The sequence below is a fragment of the Providencia sp. PROV061 genome (genome assembly GCF_011045655.1).
Taxonomy (GTDB): Bacteria; Pseudomonadota; Gammaproteobacteria; order Enterobacterales; family Enterobacteriaceae; genus Providencia; species Providencia hangzhouensis.
The window spans coordinates 2,802,222-2,823,817 of the sequence record NZ_CP042861.1 but is presented as its reverse complement, the minus strand read 5'-3'; the positions used below and the strand labels follow the sequence as shown (position 1 = coordinate 2,823,817).

Below are 21,596 nucleotides of genomic sequence, written 5' to 3'. Positions count from 1 at the left end.
ACTAACGTTCCCCATTTTCATACTCACTGATTCGAGCCACTTTCGGCGCTGACCGTCCCCCTTCATAATGGGAAGCCAGCCATGTGTCGACAATGGTTTTAGCCAGTTCAGGGCCAATCACACGGGCACCAAAGGTAATAATTTGTGCATCATTACTTTTTTGTGCTCGTTCAGCGGAGTATGTGTCATGGCACAGTGCTGCTCGAATGCCTGTGACTTTATTAGCAACAATGGACATACCAATTCCGGTACCACAAATTAAAATACCGCGCTGGTGTTTACCTTGTACGATTGCAGTTGCAACAGCGTGGGCAACATCAGGATACATTTCATCTGCAACCCCAGTATTTAAGCAGTAATCAGTCACTTCAATGTTTAATTCTGCTAAGTGAGCCTTAATCAAATCTTTCATTTCAAATGCAGCGTCATCTGCACCAATAGCAATAGATAGCATGATAGAGATCCTTATTGTTGAACAAAAGTTCATTAATCAATCAAATGTACTATTTAGAAAATAGGATCTTATGAACAAATAATCAATAGGTGAACATATGTTTTTATTTTTGTGATGATGAATTCTGTGATCTACAGCTTCAAATTTAATTTTTTTTTCCAAAAATGTAAAAAATAGGCGTTTTAAGGCGATTTTATAAGAATTTTTGCACTGAATCACACTTTGACAATCTGACTATGGGCAAGGATGAAGAAAAGAAGGTATGGTTAATTTGTATCTTCATTGAACTTATGTTCATTTTACAAACCGCCGAGGATAGAACTATGTGTGAACACTGTGATTCAAAAGCAACGATGAGCGAAAGCATTCCAGAAAAAATGAAAGCCGTGGTTGCTTATGCACCAAAAGACTACCGTTTAGAAACTGTCGATGTCCCTAAAATTAGTGAAGAAGAAATTTTGGTTCGCGTAGAAGCTTGTGGTATCTGCGCGGGAGATGTGAAGGCTTTTGAAGGTGCGCCAAGCTTTTGGGGGGATGCAGAGCAGCCCGCTTATATCAAGGCACCGATGATCCCAGGGCATGAATTTATTGGCCATGTCGTAGGCTTTGGTTCAAAAGTTGAAGGTTTTGCATTAGGTGACCGTGTTATTTCTGAGCAAATCGTACCTTGCTGGGAATGCCGTTTCTGTAAACGCGGTGAATACTGGATGTGTGAGAAGCATGACTTGTATGGTTTCCAAAACAACGTGAACGGCGGTATGGCGCAATATATGAAGTTCACCAAAGAGGCCATTAACTACCATGTACCTGTTGAGATGCCAATTGAAGACGCTATTTTAATTGAACCTTACGCCTGTTCTTTACATGCGGTGCAGCGTGCCAATGTCAAATTGGGTGATGTTGTCGTGCTTTCGGGGGCGGGAACATTAGGCCTAGGCATGATTGGAGCAATTAAAAAATCCGGAGCAGGTAAGTTAGTCGTTCTAGATTTATTTGATAAACGTCTTGAATTAGCAAAAGAATTTGGTGCTGATATCGTATTAAACCCTAAACGTGATGATGTAGACAAAATTGTCAAAGAGATGACTGAAGGTTATGGCTGTGACATTTACATTGAAGCGACTGGGGCCCCTAAATCGGTAGAGCAAGGCCTTAAGATGATCCGTAAATTAGGTACCTTTGTTGAGTTTTCTGTATTTAAAGACCCTGTGACCGTGGATTGGAGCATTATCAGTGACCGCAAAGAACTGGATTTATTAGGTTCTCACCTTGGCCCATATTGCTACCCGTTAGTGATTGAAGGCATTGGTAATGGTGATTTCCCAACTAAAGGGGTGGTGACGGATATCTTACCTTTAGATAAATTTGCGGAAGGTTTTTCGATGATGGCGAAAGGTGACCCGCACATTAAAGTGGTTCTCGACCCAAACCTGTAGTGCTGTAGTGGGTTGAAAAAAATACGAAATTAAAAATATAACGATAAAAATTGGACCTGAATAAATGTCACCCTACCAAGGCTTGTTATTCAGGTCCTAACCCAGCGAACAAGCACTGAGGTCAACAATATGATAATCAATAAACTGTCTAAAGTAACGGGGTTTTCACCAAAGTTACTACTTGGCTATTTTGGCGTCCTGATCTTTATGATGGGGGAAGGGCTTGAACAAGGCTGGTTGTCGCCTTTTATTATTAGCCGTGGAATGAGTATTGAAGAGTCTTCATTACTGTTTAGTGTGTATGGTTTTTTTGCTGCTGTCGCCGCGTGGTTATCCGGTGTGTTGGCTGAAATTTATACTGCTCGTCGTGTGATGATTTTTGGTTTTGTGATGTTTGTGATTGGCTCGGTTATTTTCTTATCTGTTGGTTTACCTAGTAACAGCCTGTCTATCATGATCCCAACCTATGCGTTGCGTGGTTTTGGTTATCCAATGTTTGCCTACGGCTTCTTAGTTTGGGTGGCCTATGAGGCGCCAATTAAAAAATTGGGCTCTGCTGTCGGGATCTTCTGGTTTGTTTATAGTGGCGGACTCGGTGTTTTAGGGGTGATGTATTCGAGTTATGCGCTGCCAATTTTAGGTGAAATGGCAACGTTATGGAGTGGACTAATTTTTGTCACTATCGGGGCATTTATTGCTATCGCGCTTAACCGCAACAAAGCGGGAGATACACCGGACTCACCGAAAGAAAAAGTTTCACTTAGCTATGTGTTTAAAGGGATCACGATTGCGTTTGAAAACCCAAAAATTGGTTTAGGTGGCATTGTTCGTACTATTAATACCTCTGCAGCGTATGGTTTTGTGATCTTCATGCCAATGTTTCTTGCCGACTTTGGTTTTTCCCGCACAGAATGGTTACATATCTACGCAGCACTTTGGACAGTAAACATCGCTTTTAACCTGATCTTTGGCGTTGTCAGTGACCGTATCGGTTGGCGCAATATTGTGATTTGGTTTGGTTGTGTCGGCTGTATGGTTTGTACCTTAATGTTTTATTACGTGCCTTATTATTTTGGGCACAATTATACCCTGATGATGATAGCCGCTGGCTTATTTGGTGCATGCCTCGCTGGATACGTACCACTTTCAGCCATCATGCCGAGTTTAGCGCCTGAAAATAAAGGTGCAGCAATGTCAGTCCTTAATTTAGGGGCAGGGTTAAGCACTTTTGTTGGTCCTGCATTAGTTGGGCTCTTTATTAGTAGTGTAGGTGCTTTTGGCGTGATTTGGATTTTCTCGGGGCTCTATTTATTTAGTGCGATATTGATGAAATTTATTACTGTGCCGGCGGAATTACTTGAAAAGTCGGCAGAGATGCAGCTAACACCAGAAAATAAGTAAATGAGGGAATTATGAACAGAATCATTAATGAACCTGATCTTGTTGTTGAAGATGCCATTCAAGGCTATTTGAAAGCGCACCCTGAATATTTTGCGCAGACTGATAATGCGCGCGTATTAAAATACCCAAAAGCACCAATACAAGGGAAAGTGGGCATTGTTACTGGTGGTGGCTCCGGCCATGAACCTGCATTTTTAGGCTATGTGGGCGAAAACATGTTAGATGCGGTGGCAATTGGTGAAATTTTCTCCTCGCCAACCGCTGGGGCATTTTTAGATGCGTTCAAAGCCGCAGACAGTGGGGCGGGCGTTGCTTGTTTATATGGTAATTATGCAGGCGATAACATGAACGTCAAAATGGCGATGAAAAAAGCTGAAAAAGCGGGTATGAAAGTTAAAACCGTGGTTGCTACCGATGACGTCGCTTCAGCCCCTGCGAGCGAGAAAGAAAAGCGCCGAGGTGTCGCGGGTGAAATACTCATGTGGAAAGTGGGTTCTGCCGCAGCAAGTAAAGGCTATGATTTAGACGGCGTGATTAATGCGGCACAAAAAGCGATTAATAACTGCCATTCTATTGGTGTTGGGCTAACGTCTTGTACCATTCCAGCGGTGGGTCATCCAAATTTTCATATTGAAGATGGGATGATGGAGCTCGGTATTGGCCACCATGGTGAGCCAGGCATTGAAATCATGCCAATCCAGTCTGCAGCGCAAATGGCACAAACTATGTTAACGCCAATCTTAGATGATATGCAGGCAAAACAAGGTGATGAAGTCGTCGTATTGGTTTCAGGATTAGGTGCCACACCCGTAATGGAATTGTATATCTATTATGCAGAGGTTGAAAAACAACTCAGCGAAAAAGGCGTGCGTATTGTTCGTAACTATGTTGGTAACTATTTTACGTCATTAGAAATGATGGGGGTAACGCTGACATTAATGAAAGTGGATGATGAATTGAAAGCATTGATGGATGTCCCTGCATATTCATTGGGTCTAACACAGGTCAAATAAGGAGACAACTATGCAAGTTATTTCAACGGGCAACGGCAAGGAAATTACCCTTGATTTAGTGAACATTATTGTTTCTAACCGTGAATACCTCAGCGAAATTGATGGAGCAATAGGGGATGGAGACCATGGCATCAATATGGCAAAAGGTTTTAATCTATGCGCTAAAGCAATCGCAGACCGTGAATTATCACTCAGTGAAGGCTTTGAAGAGATTTCTGATGCCTTGATGGAAGGTATTGGCGGTTCAATGGGGCCACTTTATGGCAGTTTCTTTATGGGAATGTCAGACAGCATTTCAGGGAAAAATGAGTTATCGCAACAAGATTTTCTTGCTATGTTGAAAAATGGGCTATCCGAACTGCAAGACATCAGTAGTGCAACAGTGGGTGACAAGTGCCTAATGGATACATTGATCCCTGCGGTTAATGCCTTTGAAGAGGCAACAAAAGCAGGAAAAAACTTTAAACAAGCGCTTGATGTGATGCAGGCCGCTGCAGTTGCAGGTCGTGATTCCACGGTAGATTTAGTGGCTAAAATTGGCCGTGCAAGCCGCCTTGGTGAGCGTTCAAGAGGCGTGTTAGATGCAGGCGCGACTTCTTGTTGTTTATTATTATGCCAATTAGCGCAAAGTGTTGAAAAACAGAGCGCATTAACCAATGCATAATTGTTTTATATAACTCTTTTCGTGGATATATAGCCAAAACCATTGCTATATATCCACTCTCTTTTATAACTCACTTATTAATTGCCACTAGAAACGCTATACTAAAACCTTATCATCCTTGTTGCGATTAACACCAATAAAGAGGAAACCACTATCTTATGGATAGATCACAAACATCTTCCGAAATCGAGCTACTGACTGAAATTGCGATAGCTTATTATCGCGATGAAATTACTCAGGAAGAGATCGCCAATAAGTTTGGTATATCGCGAATTAAGGTGGGGCGCTTACTTAAGCGAGCAAAAGAAGAAGGTATTGTTGAGATCAATGTTCGCTATCATCCTATTTTTAGCACTCAGCTAGAGCAACAGCTACTTTCTCGTTTTCCGATTTCCCGTGCGTTGATTGCCCTCGATCATCCCGATGAAGAAGAACAACGCTATCAAGTTGGCACACTTGTCGCTAATTATTTATCGACAACATTACGTGACAATATGATAGTCACCGTCGGTCAGGGGCGAAATGTCGCGGTGGTAGCCGATAGCGGCGGGGCCGTTCCTGAAAAAGATTGCCGTTTTATTTGCGGAATCGGCGGAACACACCGGCCTGGCGACTCTATCAATGCGGACCATATCAGCCGTCGCTTAGCGAAGAAATTTGGCGGAACCAGTGAAACCCTATACGCCCCTGCTTATGTTGAAAATAACGAATTAAAGCAATCTTTTATGAAAAATGGGACCATTAAGGAAACCTTAGATCGCGCCCGTAAAGCGGATATTGCCTTAATTGGTATTGGCGATATGAATGAAGATAGCTATATGGTCAAACTAGGCTGGTTTACACCGCGTGAAATTGTTGATGCGAGTTTGAATCAAGGGGTGATTGGCGATATCGCGGGTTATGATTTTTTTAATGCGCAAGGGCAACATGTTGATACGGTGATGAATGACCGAGTAATTGGCCTAAGCATAGAAGAACTCAAGAAAATTCCTTGCGTAATAGCGATTGCTTCCGAATCCTCCAAGGCCATGGCTATCATGGGGGCGCTGCGTACGGGGGCGATTGATATTATTGCAACGAGTGCGAGTAATGTGCGGACGATTTTGAAGATGTCCCAATAGCTCGTCATACTCCAAGCTGTAGCGTTGTTGACTACGTTCATTCGCATTAGTCACATACTTGTGTATGCTCCTAATGACTCATTCACTTGTCGCCTAGCTACAACTTGAATTATTTAGAGCTATTATTTGTCATACTTCAAGCTGTAGCGTTGTTGACGACGTTTATTCGCATTAGTCACATACTTGTGTATGCTCCTAATGACTCATTCACTTGTCGCCTAGCTACAACTTGAATTATTTAGAGCTATTATTTGTCATACTTCAAGCTGTAGCGTTGTTGACGACGTTCATTCGCATTAGTCACATACTTGTGTATGCTCCTAATGACTCATTCACTTGTCGACTAGCTACAACTTGAATTATTTAGAGCTATTATTTGTCATACTTCAAGCTGTAGCGTTGTTGACGACGTTCATTCGCATTAGTCACATACTTGTGTATGCTCCTAATGACTCATTCACTTGTCGCCTAGCTACAACTTGAATTATTTAGAGCTATTATTTGTCATACTTCAAGCTGTAGCGTTGTTGACGACGTTCATTCGCATTAGTCACATACTTGTGTATGCTCCTAACGACTCATTTACTTGTCGCCTAGCTACAACTTGAATTATTTAGAGCTATTATTTGTCATACTTCAAGCTGTAGCGTTGTTGACGACACTCACTTATTCGTTTTCTGCTTAGTTATGACCCCTAACTATTTAGGGTATCTATTATAAAATAGGTTTGCATCACCTAATTAGTTGCCTTATTATTTTTATGTAAACCTTTGGGAGATGGCATTCCTCCTTATATAAAACCGCCCGTAGAGGGCTGATGATGCCTACGTTAACCTTTTCATTTGATGGGGTACGTAGGTATTATGTGCCCTAATTTAGGGCATAAATGATCTATACTCGTCATACTTCAAGTTACATGGGTGTTGACTGCATTGCGCTAGCCGAATTACATACTTGTGTATGCTCATCGGACTATCTTCGTTTGTCGCCTTCATGTAACTCGAATTATTTAGAGTATAACTGGGAGACTTTCCTTTCATTTATCCCGCCAGACATTAAAGGAAGTTTCTATGTATGCCTCATTATTTGCAATTGCGATGGGTTCAGTGCTTGGCGGATGGCTAAGATGGTTTGTTAGCCTAAGACTCAATCACCTTTACCCAAATATTCCTCTAGGTACCGTTGCGGTCAATTTGGTTGGCGGCTTTGTCATTGGTTTTGCCATTTCGTACTTTGCCAATGCAAATATTAGCCCTGCCTATAAATTATTCATTGTGACTGGCTTCTGCGGCGCATTTACCACCTTTTCGACCTTTTCACTCGAAGTGTTGGTGCTAATCCAAGAAGGTAAATTGGGTTTCGCTATTAGCACCATTGCTATCCACGTAATTGGTGCCTTAATATTTACCTTGCTTGGAATGTTGTGCCATCACTGGCTAACACAGGGATAATTTATTTATTAGCTAATAAATGATGTGCAGTAGCTTCATCGGTCACTAAACCTGTTACCCAACCGCCATTCATAACGGCTTGAATGGCTTTTGTTTTGTGCACACCACCCGCAAATGCGATCACAGGCTTATTTGGGGAAGGGAACAGTGGGACACTGGTGTGTGTGTCATCCAAAGCCGTAGAAAGTCGTTCACCGTTAGCTTGAATAAAATGCCCCAATAGTTCTGCGGCGACACCTTTTTCTAACAACATTTCCAATTGTTCATCCGTGACGAAACCTTCAGAATTGAGCGGGCATCCTTTACCGACTTCGCCAATACCAATAAAGGTAATATCTGCATTCAGGGCTTTTTCCGTGACTTCCTTATACACGCGATGTTGGCACCACATTGCTTTATCTTCTGGGCTATCAGCATAAAGAGGTGCAGGTAGAATATAGTGTCGGCATTGTAATTTTTCTGCAAAGCGTAATGGAATATCATAGCGTGTTGCTGAGCTATCACGGGCAATAGCGCCTATTAATGAAACACATTGGTGCTGAGAGGTTTCTAGGTAAGGAAGAGCGTCAATAATACTGCGTAATGTTCTGCCTGAACCGATACCAATAACTTGAGGTTTATCGGGTTCGATTAATTGCTCCATGAGCTCAGCACCTGCCACTGAAATCATGTCGAGTGTCGCTTCTGTATCTAGTTGCCCTGACGGGACGACAAAGCAATGTGTTAGGTGATACTTTTGCTGGATTTCATTAGCGAGTCTTAAACACTCCGTAATCGGGTGCGTGATTTGCACCTGAACCATACCTTGTTCTTTTGCTAATGAAATAAGGCGTTGGGCGACTTGTCTTGATAGCCCAAGTTCATGCGCAATTTCCTGTTGTGTTTTGCCTGCCACAAAATATAGCCATGCCGCACGTGCAGCTTGTTCCATTTTTTTTAATTCTTTCTGCATGAACATTCTCCTGCTGGTTTCGCTTATTGTAATTCTGGGCAATTGTTTATTAAAAGGGCAAAAGTCAATACTGTGAGCATTATCGCAGTAATTGTGATCAGATTGAAACTAAAATATAACAAACGGGCATATGCCCAAAAAAATAGCAATTATTTAATTTTAGGGTAAGGAGTCACAATGCTAAAGCAGAAATCAGTGTGGATGCACATCGGTGCTGGGTCATTTCATCGTGCTCACCAAGCGTGGTATTTGCACCGCTTGTGTCAACAAGGGGATGATAGTTGGTCAATTGCCTTAGGGAATATTCGCAATGATGCGAATGCATTGCTTGATAACTTAACCAAGCAAAATGGGGAATATACCCTTGAAACAGTTTCACCTGAAGGTGAGCGTCATTATGAAAAAATTACTTCAGTGCGCAAAGTATTGCATTGGGATGAGAATTTAAGCCAGTTAGTGGAACAAGGTTGTGATAAAGCAACACGTGTTATTGCTTTTACAGTCACAGAAGCGGGCTATTATTTAACCCCACAGCATGAGTTAGATGCAGAACAGCCAGACATTAAAGCGGATTTAACGGGCAAAATGAGCACGATATATGGTGCATTAACACAAATTTTACGTGCACGTTTAGCGGCTCATGGTGAACCTGTGACCTTGTTAAATTGTGATAATTTGCGCCACAATGGCGAACGCTTTAGACACGGCTTTTTATCGTTTTTACAATTAAAAGGTGAAACTGAGCTGTACCAATGGGTGAAAGAAAATACGCGTTCGCCGAATACCATGGTTGATAGGATCACGCCTCGCCCAACCCCAGATGTGGCTGAACGTGTAAAACAGCATACTGGTTGGGATGATAAAGCACCTGTTATGGGAGAGGCATTCATTCAGTGGGTGATTGAAGATGACTTTATTAATGGACGTCCTGCATTAGAAAATGTCGATGTAGAAATGGTTGAGTCCGTTTTACCTTGGGAAGAAGCGAAGATTCGTATTCTGAATGCAAGCCACAGTTGCATTGCTTGGGCAGGCACCTTAATCGGTTTGAGCTTTATTGATGAAAGCACCCGCCAATCTGCTATCAAACAAATGGCATGGAATTATGTGACACAAGATGTGATCCCGTCATTATCGCCGAGTCCTCTCGATTTAGAACAATACCGTGATGTGGTACTCGCACGCTTTAGTAATCCTTATATTCAGGATACTAACCAACGTGTAGCCGCAGATGGCTTATCAAAAATACCTGGTTTTATTACGCCAACACTCCAAGAATGCTATCAGCGTCAGCAGATTCCGGCTGCGACGGCTGTGCTGCCCGCTTTATTTTTCGTATTTTTACAGCGCTGGGCTCGTGGTGAATTACCTTATGAATATCAGGATGGTGTGTTGGATGTGGCACTATATCAAAAAATGATGAATAGCAGTGACGCATTGTCGCAATTTGTCTCAAGTGAAATGTTGTTCGGCTCACTCGCTCATTCTACTGAATTCCACGAATTGATGAGCAACACGGTTGAAAAAGTTGAAAATTGGCTCAAGTCACCTCAACAACCTCTGTAAGGAGAAAGGCGATGTACCTCGGAATTGACCTAGGCACTTCAGAACTTAAGGCCGTATTAATTAATGCTCAGGGCGAAATTGTTGCCTCAAGTCACATGGCATTAACAGTACAAAGGCCACATTCTCAGTGGGCAGAACAATCACCAGATAGTTGGTGGGAAGCCACTAACGCGGTTGCGGCTACCTTGCGCCAAAAAGCCCCAGAAGCATGGGCAGCGGTGAAAGCGATTGGTTTATCGGGCCAAATGCACGGCGCAGTATTATTAAACAGCGAACACCAAGTACTTCGTGACTGTATCTTATGGAATGACACCCGCAGTGCGAAGGAATGTGAATGGTTAATGGCAAATCACCCTGAGTTTCTAACGATTGGTGCTAATTTAGTGATGCCAGGTTTCACGGCGCCCAAGTTATTGTGGGTCGCACGCCATGAACCAGAAATATTCAAACAAGTTGCTAAGGTATTGCTTCCTAAAGATTATTTACGTTGGAAAATGACTGGTCAATTTACCAGTGATATGTCTGATGCGTCGGGCACATTATGGCTAGATGTGGCTAAGCGTGATTGGTCTGATGAACTATTGGCTGCAACTAATCTAACTCGTGAACAAATGCCTTCTTTAGTTGAAGGCGCTGAAAAAAGCGGTGTGTTACGGGCGGATTTAGCTTCCCAATGGGGGCTTAGCGCCGATGTAATTATCGCTGGTGGAGGCGGTGATAATGCGGCTTCTGCTGTTGGTGTTGGTGCGGTTAATGACGGTGATGCTCTAATTTCTTTGGGCACCTCTGGCGTCATTTTTGTGGTTAATAATCAGCTACAAGCAGCACCACACCAAGGCGTCCATGCATTTGCTCATGCATTGCCAAATCGTTGGCACCAAATGAGTGTGATGTTAAGTGCTGCCAACTGTTTGCGTTGGCTTTGCCAGCTTCTTTCCACAACGGAAAACCAGCTAATGGATGAAGTGGGGCTATTGACCGATGACGAGAAGAAGCAAGCGCCAGTATTTTTGCCTTACCTATCAGGGGAAAGAACACCCCATAATGACCCTTACGCAATGGGCTCATTCTTTGCGTTAAAAAATGAAACAACGCGTGCTCAGCTTGGTTATGCGGTGATTGAAGGCGTGACCTTCGCTCTGGCGGATGGCATGCAGGTTTTAACGCAAACGGGAACGCAAATTAGCCGGTGTAGCTTAACAGGGGGAGGAGCACGTAGTCCTGTTTGGGCGCAGCTTATTGCTGATGTTATCGATATACCGATTGTGACTCACCCGGCGAGTTCGTCGGGGGCTTTAGGTGCGGCTCGTTTGGCATGGCTGGCGGACGGCGGTAATACAGAAACCGTGTGCCAAAAACCAGAAGTGCTGAGTACCTATTTACCACAAAAACAGTGCCAAACTTGGTTAAATCAACGGCTTGATGTTTTCCGTTTATTATACCAACAGCAAAAACAAGCAAGGGAATTATTGCCGCAGTAGGCGAGTGTGGCGGTGTTTCCCTACATATCACCGCCACGGTTATCTCTTCGCGATTGATTAAAATAACAAAATTAAAATGAGGAAACTGCAATGGAACAGAAGCAGTATTGGCTTGGTCTACCTAAGCATTTGTTCTGGGGTTTTATTGCCATCGCTATCTTTATGAGTGGTGATGGCTTTGAAATGGCTTTTTTATCAAAACATATTACTGATTTAGGGTTTACACCGGCGCAATCCGCGATGGTATTTACTGTCTATGGTTTAATGGCAGCCGTTGCGGCGTGGGCATCTGGTGTTGTGGCTGAAATTATCACCCCCCTAAAAGCCATGATGATCGGGTTTATTCTCTGGATTGTCATGCATGCCTTATTTATGGCATTTGGTCTCGGTATGAAAAGCTATACCTTGATGCTGTTATTCTATGGTATTCGTGGGCTGGCTTATCCATTGTTTATTTATTCATTTATGATGATGCTGGTGCAAGTCATCCCTCGAGCGCATCTTGCTGCGGCTACGGGTTGGTTCTGGGCGATGTACTCGGTAGGCATTGGTGTTATCGGCAGTTATCTGCCTAGTTTTTCAATCCCAATGATGGGTGAAACAGGAACATTATGGATGGCCATCGGTTGGGTCGCTATTGGTGGCGCAATTGCTTATTTTAGCCTACGTAACATTCCAGTTGATCGCTCCAAAGTTAATTTACCCATGAAAGATAAAATGGCTGAATTGTCGCGGGCTGCCACCATTTTATTTACCAACAAAGACATCTTTATGGCAAGTTTAATCCGCATTATCAACACTATTTCGTTGTTTGGTTTTGCAATCATCATGCCATTACTCTTTGTTGACCGCTTAGGGTTCACCATCTCTGAATGGTTACAGATTTGGGCGGTTTTCTTCTTTGTCACTATTTTTACGAATATTTTTTGGGGAATTGTTGGTGAACATATTGGTTGGATCCGCCAAGTTAGGTGGTTTGGGTGCCTAGGTATGGCAATATCCAGCTTAATGTTTTATTACTTACCGGTTTATTTTGGTCATAATTTTGTCATCGCATTAATACCCGCCATTTTATTAGGTATTTTTGTGGCTGCATTTGTTCCAATGACGGCGGTATTCCCAAGTATTGAGCCACACCATAAAGGTGCTGCGGTCTCAATTTATAACCTTTCAGCGGGGCTGAGTAATTTTGCTGCACCGGCAATAGCTAGTTTAGTATTGCCTTTCTTTGATATTGTGGGTGTTGTTTGGGCATATACAGGTTTGTATATCTTTGCAGGAATACTGACATTCTTTATTAAAGTTCCACAACCCGGCTTTGAAAATAATCGCAAAATAAAACCAGCTAAGGTAGCGGCTGAACAACAAACTAGTCATTAAATTACTTTATCTATTACTCATTAAACCCTGTAGGTAGTGAATTATCTATGGGGTTTTTCTTTGTTTAAATAAACTTTATTGCCAAAACAAACTAAATTGGAGATGAAGGGATATCATCCTTTTCAACAGCAATATAAAGAGAAACGGTTTAAAAATAAAATAAAGTAGAATATTTCCTATAAATAGAAATATTGGTCATATTTATAAGGTGATTTTTCATCTTATTACGATATTTATTGAAAATACAGCCATGGACAATAGAATATAATTTCATAGATTAAAAAATAAACTATAGTTGATTTGTTTATAAATAATAACTTAAATGACATAAAATATTGGCTTATAAACCTGCATTTAGAGAATGTTAATGTGCTTTCCCCCTTTCAATGTTATATCTGACTATTTAGTTCACTGCATACCTTTATTCCAAGCTGTTTAAATCCTGTTTGACTCTCTATACATCTGAATTTTCGGTGTTATGATGAATTTTGTTGCAATTTCGTGTATTTGTAGCGAAATACTCTCTATATTGGTGTTTTGTTGCACCAAATAAAATTTATAATATAATCTTAATTGAAATTAATAGTTTTCAATACCAAAAAATAATCTAATAAAAAAAGATAAGTGCGGGGAAAAAGTTATGTCACAGATGTTAGCTCTGTTTCTGATAGTGGGGATATTATATATTGGGGATGCTATAGCCGTTAGAACTAAGGCTTGGATCCCCTCCGTATTTGTATGCGCAGTGCTCTTTCTTTTAGGTTATTGGACTATTTTCCCGAAAGATATTGTGAGTATTGCCGGTATTCCTCAAGTCGTTGCGGTTACCTTGATGTATTTGTTAATTACAAATATGGGAACCTTATTATCGTTAAAAGAATTGTTGCGCCAATGGAAAACTATTCTTATCTCCTTAGCTGGGATTTTAGGCATTATTTTCTTGACCTTTATTGTCGGTATTGCCTTATTTGATTTAAATACTGTATTAGTTGCAGTTCCTCCGTTAGTTGGTGGAATCGTTTCTTCGCTAATTATGTCAAAAGGTGCTGCTGAGGCAGGTTTAGTTGACCTTTCGGTTTTCGCTATTTTAATTTACGTTATGCAGGGGTTTGCAGGTTATCCACTCACTGCCGTGATGTTAAAAAAAGAAGGGCGTCGAGTTCTAGAAAAATATCGCAATGGCCAATGGCAAGAAACATTATCTGTTGATGGCGCAAAAGATGTTGAAGTTAAAGCAGTGGTATCTGAAGATGAAATGCCACGTATGTTCAAGAAAATCCCTAACCACTATAACACCAGCTATTTTAAATTCTTACGCTTAGCTGCGGTAGGGTATTTGGCTTATTTAGCCTCATCTTTTGCAGCCCCTTATGTGAGTATTAGCCCATTTGTATTGTGTTTATTATTTGGTGTTATTGCCTCTTCGTTAGGTTTCTTAGAAAGACAACCATTACAAAAAGCCAATGGTTTTGGGTTCGCCATTATGGCCTTAATGTTATTTATCTTCGATACATTAAACCATGCGACTCCTGATATGTTATTGCGTCTAGTTTATCCGATGGTGGTGTTAATTAGTGCAGCGGTTATTGGAATGTACCTTGCATCATGGGTGGTTGGTAAAATATTAGGCGTTACCAAAGAAATGGCATTTGCTGTTGCTCTAACGGCTTTATATGGTTTCCCTGCTGACTACATCATTACTAACGAAGCGATCAACGCATTAACGAAAGATGAAAAAGAACGCCAAGTATTAACTAGCCATATGTTAGGGCCGATGCTAGTTGGTGGCTTTATTTCTGTGACCATGGTTTCTGTTGTATTAGCAGGTATTATGGTGGCTTATATTGTTCCAATTGCAGGGTAAAAAATAATGGAAACAAGTACTTCAAGAATTCAGCGTCATTTAGAACAGTTAGCAGAATACACCGCAACGCCGGGGCAGGGCACTACTCGGATGAGCTATAGCGAACAAGATAAACAAGCGCGTGATTACCTAAAACAAGAAATGCGCGCTTTAGGATTACAAGTTCGAGAAGATGCTATTGGTAATATTTATGGGCGCTTAGAAGGCCAGCAACCTGATTTGCCTGTGGTGATTGTGGGTTCTCATTTTGACTCTGTTCCTCATGGCGGGGCATTTGATGGCCCGGCAGGGATTGTTACAGGTTTGGATGTCGTAGCGCGTATTAGTGAACAAAACTTAACTCCGAAATATCCCTTAGAAGTCATTGCCTTGGTTGAAGAGGAAGGGACCAGTTTTGGCCGGGGCTTGATGGCTTCAAGTGTGATAACGGGTTTGATTGGTACAAAAGAATTATACCAACTCAAAGATAGGCAAGGAGTAAGTGCGGCGCAGCGTATGGCAGAGGCAGGGTTCAATGCTGATCATGCATCACAAGCTGTGCTCGACCCTAAAAAGGTCAAAGCATTTTTAGAATTACACATCGAACAAGGTCCGGTGTTAGAACAGGCAAATGAAGATATAGGGATCGTAGAAACTATCGTAGGTATCAGCCAGTTAGAGATTAAACTGACAGGTAAAGCAGGCCATGCAGGTACTACGCCGATGAATATGCGAGCCGATGCATTAGTGTGTGCAAGCCAAATTATTAGTCATATTCCTGAACTAGCAAAGGCGGCAGGGGATAATACGGTTGCGACCGTAGGCCGGTTATCAGTATTACCTAATGGGGCGAATGTCATCCCAAGCGAAGTCACTTTTAGCGTCGATATTCGCTCTAAAAATGACATTTCGTTACGTAAAGTGATTGAACAAATAATCGAATTAACAGAACAGGTTAGCAATTCGTTAGCGATTTCAAGCGATATTGTTCAGCCGTTATATGTTCAGCCAACGGAGCTCAATAGTGATATTCATCAACTAATGCAACAACATGCCAGCGACCAAAACTTACGTTTTCGTTCAATGGTCAGTGGCGCGGGGCATGACACTATGATTTTTGCAGGCATAACTCAAACGGGACTGATATTTGTGCCAAGTCGTAATGGGTTAAGCCATCACCCAGATGAATGGACGGATTATGCACAAATCGCGCGAGGAGCAGATGTGATGTTTGCTACCGTTAAGTCATTAATAGAATGTTAATTAATAAGTGAGCCAGATTCAGTATCTGGTTGAGCAATAGGGTAAAAGGTAGAAAAATGATTAATAAAACAATTACAGCCGCAATCAAAAAATATACACCTGAAATGATTGCTTTTCGTCGTGATCTACACGCTCACCCTGAACTACCGTTTGAAGAAGTACGCACCACGCAACGTATTGCTGAAGAATTAGACAAAATCGGAATCGAGTATCGGCTAACCGAGCCTACCGGTGTTATTGCGGAAATTAACGGCGGTAAGCCAGGTAAAACAGTTGCTCTGCGTGCAGATATAGACGCATTACCCGTTTTGGAATTGAATGATTCATTAGAATATAAATCGACCATTGAAGGTAAAATGCACGCTTGTGGTCATGATGCGCATACGGCAATGCTATTAACGGCAGCCAAAGCATTGTATGAAGTGCGAGAAGAATTAGCCGGCAATGTGCGTTTAATTTTCCAACCTGCAGAAGAGATTGCTCAAGGCGCATTAGCCATGATCAAACAAGGCGCAATCGAAAATGTGGATAACGTTTTTGGTATGCATATTTGGACAACCACACCATCAGGAAAAGTATCTTGTAATGTGGGTGGGTCTTTTGCTTCTGCTGATTTACTGAAAGTCACTTTTAAAGGCCGTGGTGGTCATGGTTCTATGCCAGAAGCAACTATTGATGCAGCAGTTGTTGCTTCAGCATTTGTCATGAATTTACAAGCGATTGTGTCCCGAGAAACCTCATCTTTAGACTCAGCCGTGGTCACGATAGGTAAAATGGATGTCGGGACACGCTTCAATGTTATTGCAGAAAATGCAGTATTGGATGGTACGGTACGTTGTTTTGATATCGAAACTCGTAACCGCATCGAAGCTGCGATCCGCCGTTATGCCGAGCACACTGCGGCTATTTATGGGGCGACTGCACAGGTTGATTATATCTATGGGACATTACCGGTTATCAATGAGGAGCGCAGTGCGCTGCTGGCTCAATCAGTCATTTCACAAGCTTTTGGTGAGCAAGCTCTGATTAACGAAAGACCAACACCGGGTGGTGAAGATTTCAGCTTCTACATTGAAAACATCCCGGGGTGTTTTGCTCTGTTAGGCACAGGAAATGCCGAAAAGGACACTCAATGGGCGCATCATCATGGTTGCTTTAATATTGATGAAGACACGATGGCAACAGGTGCTGAACTTCATGCCCAATATGCGTGGAGTTATTTACAGCAACAGGAGTTTTAATTGAGCATGTTAATGCTACTAGGGCTAGTTATTTTACCAATACAGGGATTACCACTAACCCTACTGCCTATTTATTTTGGTTATTAAGATAAGTTAAGAGTGCGAGTAGCGGCCACATATTTGGCTGCTATTCGTTGTGATGAATAAAAATAGCTTCTCTTAAGCGCTGTTGTTGTTCAAAACGTTGTTCTTGGTTGATTTGCGGGTCATGGGATAGCTGCATCAGCATTTCATTCATCTTATGAACTGAATTTTCATCAATCAATTGGTTTACTTTTTCAACAATTTCATCATAGTAGGGCATAATACAGGCTCCAATTAATATTCACTAAAACTATAATAACGCAAAATCTATTGGGCTGGATAGGCGATTAATTTTGTTTATCGATCACCATAACTGCCATTGTATTCGGTTCTAAGGCTCGCATTATATGTGGCTCATCTCCGGGGTAGTGAATATAGTCCCCAACTTGTAGCTCAACAGGGTTATCCAATGGGCCGACTAACGCTCTGCCAGACATAATAATGATGTGCTCGCTGACGCCATGCATATGAGGTTCTGAAATACGATCACGACCGGGCTGGGCAACCACAGTATAAATATCACGTCGCGAATCTGCGGGGGCTGATGAGAGTAAAAAGGCCAAATAATTCGCGTGTTCGGCACTGATCGGTATCGCCTCCCCATGGCGGATCACAGTGACAGCTTCTTGCTTTTCTTCAATTAATCGTGCGAAAGGAATATCTAACGCTACACAAAGTGCCCATAAGGTTTCAATACTTGGGTTACCACTACCCGATTCCAATAGAGAAAGTGTAGATTTAGCGATACCCGCTTTTCGAGATAACTCTGATAGGGATAGCCCGCTTTTTTGTCTTTCACGAAAAAGGGCTTTTGAAATCAACTCAATGGGAGGTGAAGGTAGATTCAATTTTAATTTTCCTATTTAGATTGCACTTTATACTATCTATCGACATAATGAACAAACGTATTATATATCGAACGGTCTAGGGATGCTAACTTCAATAAGCTCAAAGCTAAATTATAGCACAGTGAAAAATATAGCTCTTGTCTGTTTTGCTGACTTAATTGTTGGCATTTCTTATGGTGCATTGGCGCTTTCACAGGGATTTGACTGGTGGATACCAGTGACTTTATCTATTTTAGTGCTCGCAGGGGCGTCCGAGTTTTTGTTTATCGGCGTGATTTTTGCTGGTGGAAGTCCGCTTTCTGCTGCACTCGCGGGGCTATTAGTCAATTCACGACATATCCCCTTTAGTTTTGCAACGAGTGATTTAACGGGGAAGGGAGCAAAGTCGCTATTGGGCTATCATATTATGAATGATGAGAGTGTTGTATTTGGCTTAGCTCAAGAAACTGAATCAGAAAAACGTGCGGCTTTTTGGTTGTGTGGGATAGGTATTCTATTGTGTTGGCCAATTGGTGTTGTGATAGGTGAGGTATTGGGCAGCTTTATTAATGATACTCATATATATGGCATGGATGCGATGTTTCCTGCGATTATTTTAGCGCTTTCATTGCCCGCGTTATCGGATAAACGCCTGCGGTTAACCGCCGTTATCGGTGCAGTTATCGCTGTTGCAACGACACCGATACTACCAGCGGGGATCCCTGTATTACTGGCATTATTGAGCTTGGTTGTTTATATAAGGAAATAATAGTGACAAATAACCCGTGGTTAATTATTAGCGGAATACTGTTGTTGGCGGTTGGTACTTATTTAATGCGAGCATCAGGGGCTTTGCTACGCGGTCGAGTAGTCCTTTCGGAGAATAGCAAAGTATTATTTTCAGCAGCAGCCATTGTTATTTTATTTTCAGTTGCGGCAACGTCTACGTTATTTTCAGGTGATGAAGTTTCGGATTGGCCTAAAATTGTAGGGGTATTAGTGGCAGGTGTACTGACTTGGTTTAAAAAACCATTTATTATCATTGTGTTGTCAGCAGCGGTTGTTACTGCGTTACTTAGGTTCATTTGATTAGTGGCTAATTTACTTAGTGCTTAAATTGAATAGCAATTAATTTAAATTGTGTTACTTGCAATAGCGTGTATTTATGTAAGTTATATAAGCCAACAGATAAAAAAGTGGCCCCGATTCGCAGAAGGCTGGGGCCACAGAAACTTACTCAGTTAGATCTTTTATTGTTTCAGAAGAGCCATTTTTTTGGACAGAGGCAATCCCTTTAAGCGCAGATTGCTTAGATGCATACATTTCACTTTTTGCAATCACTTCGTGATTTGCTGCTTTTAAAACGAAATAGTAAGGCTGAGCAACGTCTTTAGTGGATTTTTTTAATTCAAAATACCCCATGATAAGCTCCTGATTTTCTATTTAAGGGATGTCAAACAAAGTGTTAATAAATTACAGTTATTAACAATCTGCTTGAATTAAGAGTAGTCGCTATTAGGTATTATTACTAGAGAGGAAGGTCCAATTCAGAGAAACTTTTTTAAAAAAAAGCCTCTGGTATACAGAGGCAATCGTAGGATATATATACTCGTCATACTTCAAGTTACAGCGTTGTTGACTGAATTCATTCGTCGCCTAACTGCACCATGAATTATTTAGAGTGTAGAACTCTTTATTGTCTGGATAAGATATCGGCTTTTATTGATAGGTGCTATCTGGTTGTACTTATCAATATAAAAGGTTTTACCGATAACTTAATTAATTTTTATTGATACCATTATTACTGTGTAGCTGGGACACGAATTGGCTCTGGTGTTGGCATGGCATTCATTGGTTTAAATTCAGGGACTTCCATCACTGTAACTTTGACAATATAGCGTTTGCCATCTTCAATTTTGGGCGCATTATTGGCCAGCTTTTTTGCAGTTTCATTTGGTGTCATCGTTTGTTCCGCAACGCTATACACCATATTGTGATGGTTACCCATGTGCTGACGAGGCATTTTGTGGTTAACGCCATTTGCTGCTGCGGTAAAGCCGACGGTTAATAATGCTAAAGCTAATAAACCGGTATTTAATTTTTTCATTTCAGTATCCTCTGTATTGGTGATGGGCAAATCATTCACCAATTCATATTGTCTCGCAATCGCTTTTACCTCCCCTGACGGAAGCTCCATAATTACTGCACTTTTTATTCAAGCTTGAACCATAATTTATATAAAACAGTGGCTTATTAGACGGTAATTTACATTTTTAGACCACTTGTGCTAATGCAAATTTCAGTGCTGGAGACATCAAAGGGGATAGTCTAGGATGGTAAGCTAGGTTAAACAAAATTCTAACAAAGTGAGTGTGTATGTCAGATAAAAAAATACCCCTTTCTTTACTCGACCTTGCGCCAATCATTCAGGGTTCGACGGCGAAAGAGGCCTTTGCTCATTCCCTTGATATTGCTCAGTTAGCAGAAAAACTCGGTTACCACCGCTATTGGCTTGCGGAACACCATAATATGACTGGGATTGCCAGCGCGGCGACCTCGGTGTTAATAGGCTATCTTGCCGCAAATACTCACAATTTACGTTTAGGTTCTGGTGGCGTCATGTTGCCGAATCATTCACCGTTGGTGATCGCAGAGCAATTTGGCACACTAAACACACTTTACCCTGAACGTATTGATTTAGGCATAGGGCGTGCTCCTGGAAGTGATCAGCGAACGATGCAAGCTTTACGCCGCCATATGAATACGGATATCGATAATTTCCCGCAAGATGTTGCGCAAATTATTAATTGGTTTGATGCTATAAACCCAGACCCAGCAGTGCGTCCAGTGCCAGGCTTTGGTGAAAAAATTCCGGTTTGGTTGTTAGGATCGAGTTTATACAGTGCAAGGTTAGCCGCGCAAATGGGGCTTCCTTTTGCTTTTGCTTCTCATTTTGCCCCTGATTTATTATTACAGGCGTTGGAAGTTTATCGTGCTAATTTCCAGCCATCGCAGAGGCTTTCTAAGCCGTATGCGATGGTTTGTATCAATATCATTGCCGCGGATACTCAACGTGAAGCAGAGTTTTTATTTACGTCGATGCAGCAAGCCTTTGTTATGTTACGTCGTGGTCAACCTTCTCAATTGCCTGCACCTGTTGAGAGTATGGAAAATATTTGGTCACCCGCTGAAAAATTTGGTGTTCAACAAGCATTAGGCATGTCATTGGTAGGGGATAAAACCAAGGTACGTCATGGGTTGGATACGATATTACGGCAAACTCAAGCGGATGAAATTATGGTAAATGGCCAAATTTTTGATCATCAAGCTCGTTTATACTCTTTTGAGTTGGCGATGCAGGTAATGAACGAAATCATGTAATTTAAATAGCTGGATGATTAACACGTGTGCAAGGACGC

At 41.7% G+C, this 21,596-nt stretch carries 21 protein-coding genes and 1 riboswitch; of the genes, 15 read left to right on the top strand and 6 right to left on the bottom strand.

Translation table 11 applies throughout. The features are described 5' to 3' along the window. Position 1: 1 nt before the first annotated feature. On the bottom strand, positions 2-454 hold the full coding sequence (gene rpiB, locus FVA72_RS12810; RefSeq protein ID WP_004263541.1) for a ribose 5-phosphate isomerase B: 453 nt from the start codon (positions 452-454) through the stop codon (positions 2-4). 323 nt (positions 455-777) lie between these two features. Between rpiB and FVA72_RS12805 the strand changes: the two genes are divergently transcribed. The 6 genes from FVA72_RS12805 (at position 778) to crcB (ending at position 7,540) form a co-directional block, all read left to right on the top strand. Next, positions 778-1,890, top strand: a complete 1,113-nt coding sequence (locus tag FVA72_RS12805; RefSeq protein WP_036958649.1) for an MDR/zinc-dependent alcohol dehydrogenase-like family protein — start codon at positions 778-780, stop codon at positions 1,888-1,890. Positions 1,891-2,019: 129 nt separating this feature from the next. Further along, positions 2,020-3,291, top strand: coding sequence for an MFS transporter (locus tag FVA72_RS12800; protein ID WP_004263544.1), 1,272 nt, complete (start codon positions 2,020-2,022; stop codon positions 3,289-3,291). Between the two features lie 11 nt (positions 3,292-3,302). Then, positions 3,303-4,304 (top strand): dihydroxyacetone kinase subunit DhaK, encoded by a 1,002-nt coding sequence (locus tag FVA72_RS12795; protein ID WP_094961242.1) that lies wholly within the window; start codon positions 3,303-3,305, stop codon positions 4,302-4,304. 10 nt (positions 4,305-4,314) lie between these two features. Then, positions 4,315-4,968, top strand: coding sequence for a dihydroxyacetone kinase subunit DhaL (gene dhaL, locus FVA72_RS12790; protein ID WP_110591588.1), 654 nt, complete (start codon positions 4,315-4,317; stop codon positions 4,966-4,968). Positions 4,969-5,126: 158 nt separating this feature from the next. Further along, positions 5,127-6,089: a sugar-binding transcriptional regulator gene (locus FVA72_RS12785; RefSeq protein WP_004263559.1), complete on the top strand. Its 963-nt coding sequence runs from the start codon at positions 5,127-5,129 to the stop codon at positions 6,087-6,089. A gap of 764 nt (positions 6,090-6,853) precedes the next feature. Continuing rightward, positions 6,854-6,923: riboswitch (Fluoride riboswitch) on the top strand. A 236-nt stretch (positions 6,924-7,159) separates the two neighbouring features. Beyond that, positions 7,160-7,540, top strand: coding sequence for a fluoride efflux transporter CrcB (gene crcB, locus FVA72_RS12780; RefSeq protein WP_094961244.1), 381 nt, complete (start codon positions 7,160-7,162; stop codon positions 7,538-7,540). A gap of 1 nt (position 7,541) precedes the next feature. Here crcB and FVA72_RS12775 read toward each other — a convergent pair whose 3' ends face one another. Beyond that, a complete protein-coding gene (locus FVA72_RS12775) occupies positions 7,542-8,492 on the bottom strand; it encodes a sugar-binding transcriptional regulator (RefSeq protein WP_094961245.1) in 951 nt (316 codons plus the stop codon). A gap of 177 nt (positions 8,493-8,669) precedes the next feature. Here FVA72_RS12775 and dalD point away from each other — a divergent pair, with 177 nt between their 5' ends. The 6 genes from dalD (at position 8,670) to FVA72_RS12745 (ending at position 17,266) form a co-directional block, all read left to right on the top strand. Further along, positions 8,670-10,058 carry a D-arabinitol 4-dehydrogenase gene (gene dalD, locus FVA72_RS12770; protein WP_110591589.1) on the top strand — a complete coding sequence of 463 codons (1,389 nt, stop codon included), beginning with the start codon at positions 8,670-8,672 and terminating at the stop codon, positions 10,056-10,058. An 11-nt stretch (positions 10,059-10,069) separates the two neighbouring features. Beyond that, positions 10,070-11,539, top strand: a complete 1,470-nt coding sequence (gene xylB, locus FVA72_RS12765; protein WP_094961247.1) for a xylulokinase — start codon at positions 10,070-10,072, stop codon at positions 11,537-11,539. A gap of 90 nt (positions 11,540-11,629) precedes the next feature. After that, positions 11,630-12,919 carry an MFS transporter gene (locus tag FVA72_RS12760; RefSeq protein WP_110591590.1) on the top strand — a complete coding sequence of 430 codons (1,290 nt, stop codon included), beginning with the start codon at positions 11,630-11,632 and terminating at the stop codon, positions 12,917-12,919. Positions 12,920-13,559: 640 nt separating this feature from the next. Continuing rightward, positions 13,560-14,783: a hypothetical protein gene (locus tag FVA72_RS12755; protein WP_004263585.1), complete on the top strand. Its 1,224-nt coding sequence runs from the start codon at positions 13,560-13,562 to the stop codon at positions 14,781-14,783. Positions 14,784-14,789: 6 nt separating this feature from the next. Further along, a complete protein-coding gene (locus FVA72_RS12750) occupies positions 14,790-16,025 on the top strand; it encodes a Zn-dependent hydrolase (RefSeq protein WP_110591591.1) in 1,236 nt (411 codons plus the stop codon). A gap of 56 nt (positions 16,026-16,081) precedes the next feature. Further along, positions 16,082-17,266 carry an amidohydrolase gene (locus tag FVA72_RS12745; protein WP_004263593.1) on the top strand — a complete coding sequence of 395 codons (1,185 nt, stop codon included), beginning with the start codon at positions 16,082-16,084 and terminating at the stop codon, positions 17,264-17,266. Between the two features lie 127 nt (positions 17,267-17,393). On the opposite strand, the gene FVA72_RS12740 is transcribed toward FVA72_RS12745, so the two are convergent. After that, positions 17,394-17,570 carry a DUF2526 family protein gene (locus tag FVA72_RS12740; RefSeq protein ID WP_110591592.1) on the bottom strand — a complete coding sequence of 59 codons (177 nt, stop codon included), beginning with the start codon at positions 17,568-17,570 and terminating at the stop codon, positions 17,394-17,396. A gap of 67 nt (positions 17,571-17,637) precedes the next feature. After that, a complete protein-coding gene (locus tag FVA72_RS12735; protein ID WP_110591593.1) occupies positions 17,638-18,198 on the bottom strand; it encodes a helix-turn-helix domain-containing protein in 561 nt (186 codons plus the stop codon). Positions 18,199-18,280: 82 nt separating this feature from the next. On the opposite strand from FVA72_RS12735, the gene FVA72_RS12730 reads away from it, so the two are divergent. Further along, complete coding sequence (locus FVA72_RS12730) at positions 18,281-18,946, top strand: AzlC family ABC transporter permease (RefSeq protein ID WP_110591594.1); 666 nt, start codon at positions 18,281-18,283, stop codon at positions 18,944-18,946. 2 nt (positions 18,947-18,948) lie between these two features. Beyond that, entirely contained in the window at positions 18,949-19,266 is a 318-nt protein-coding gene (locus FVA72_RS12725) for an AzlD domain-containing protein (RefSeq protein WP_172767286.1), read from the top strand. 144 nt (positions 19,267-19,410) lie between these two features. On the opposite strand, the gene FVA72_RS12720 is transcribed toward FVA72_RS12725, so the two are convergent. Both FVA72_RS12720 and FVA72_RS12715 read right to left on the bottom strand, forming a co-directional pair. Continuing rightward, positions 19,411-19,599 carry a YegP family protein gene (locus FVA72_RS12720; RefSeq protein WP_004263611.1) on the bottom strand — a complete coding sequence of 63 codons (189 nt, stop codon included), beginning with the start codon at positions 19,597-19,599 and terminating at the stop codon, positions 19,411-19,413. 379 nt (positions 19,600-19,978) lie between these two features. Beyond that, entirely contained in the window at positions 19,979-20,374 is a 396-nt protein-coding gene (locus FVA72_RS12715) for a hypothetical protein (RefSeq protein WP_110591595.1), read from the bottom strand. 179 nt (positions 20,375-20,553) lie between these two features. Between FVA72_RS12715 and FVA72_RS12710 the strand changes: the two genes are divergently transcribed. Next, positions 20,554-21,558: a luciferase-like monooxygenase gene (locus tag FVA72_RS12710; RefSeq protein WP_110591596.1), complete on the top strand. Its 1,005-nt coding sequence runs from the start codon at positions 20,554-20,556 to the stop codon at positions 21,556-21,558. The last annotated feature ends 38 nt before the right edge of the window (positions 21,559-21,596 follow it).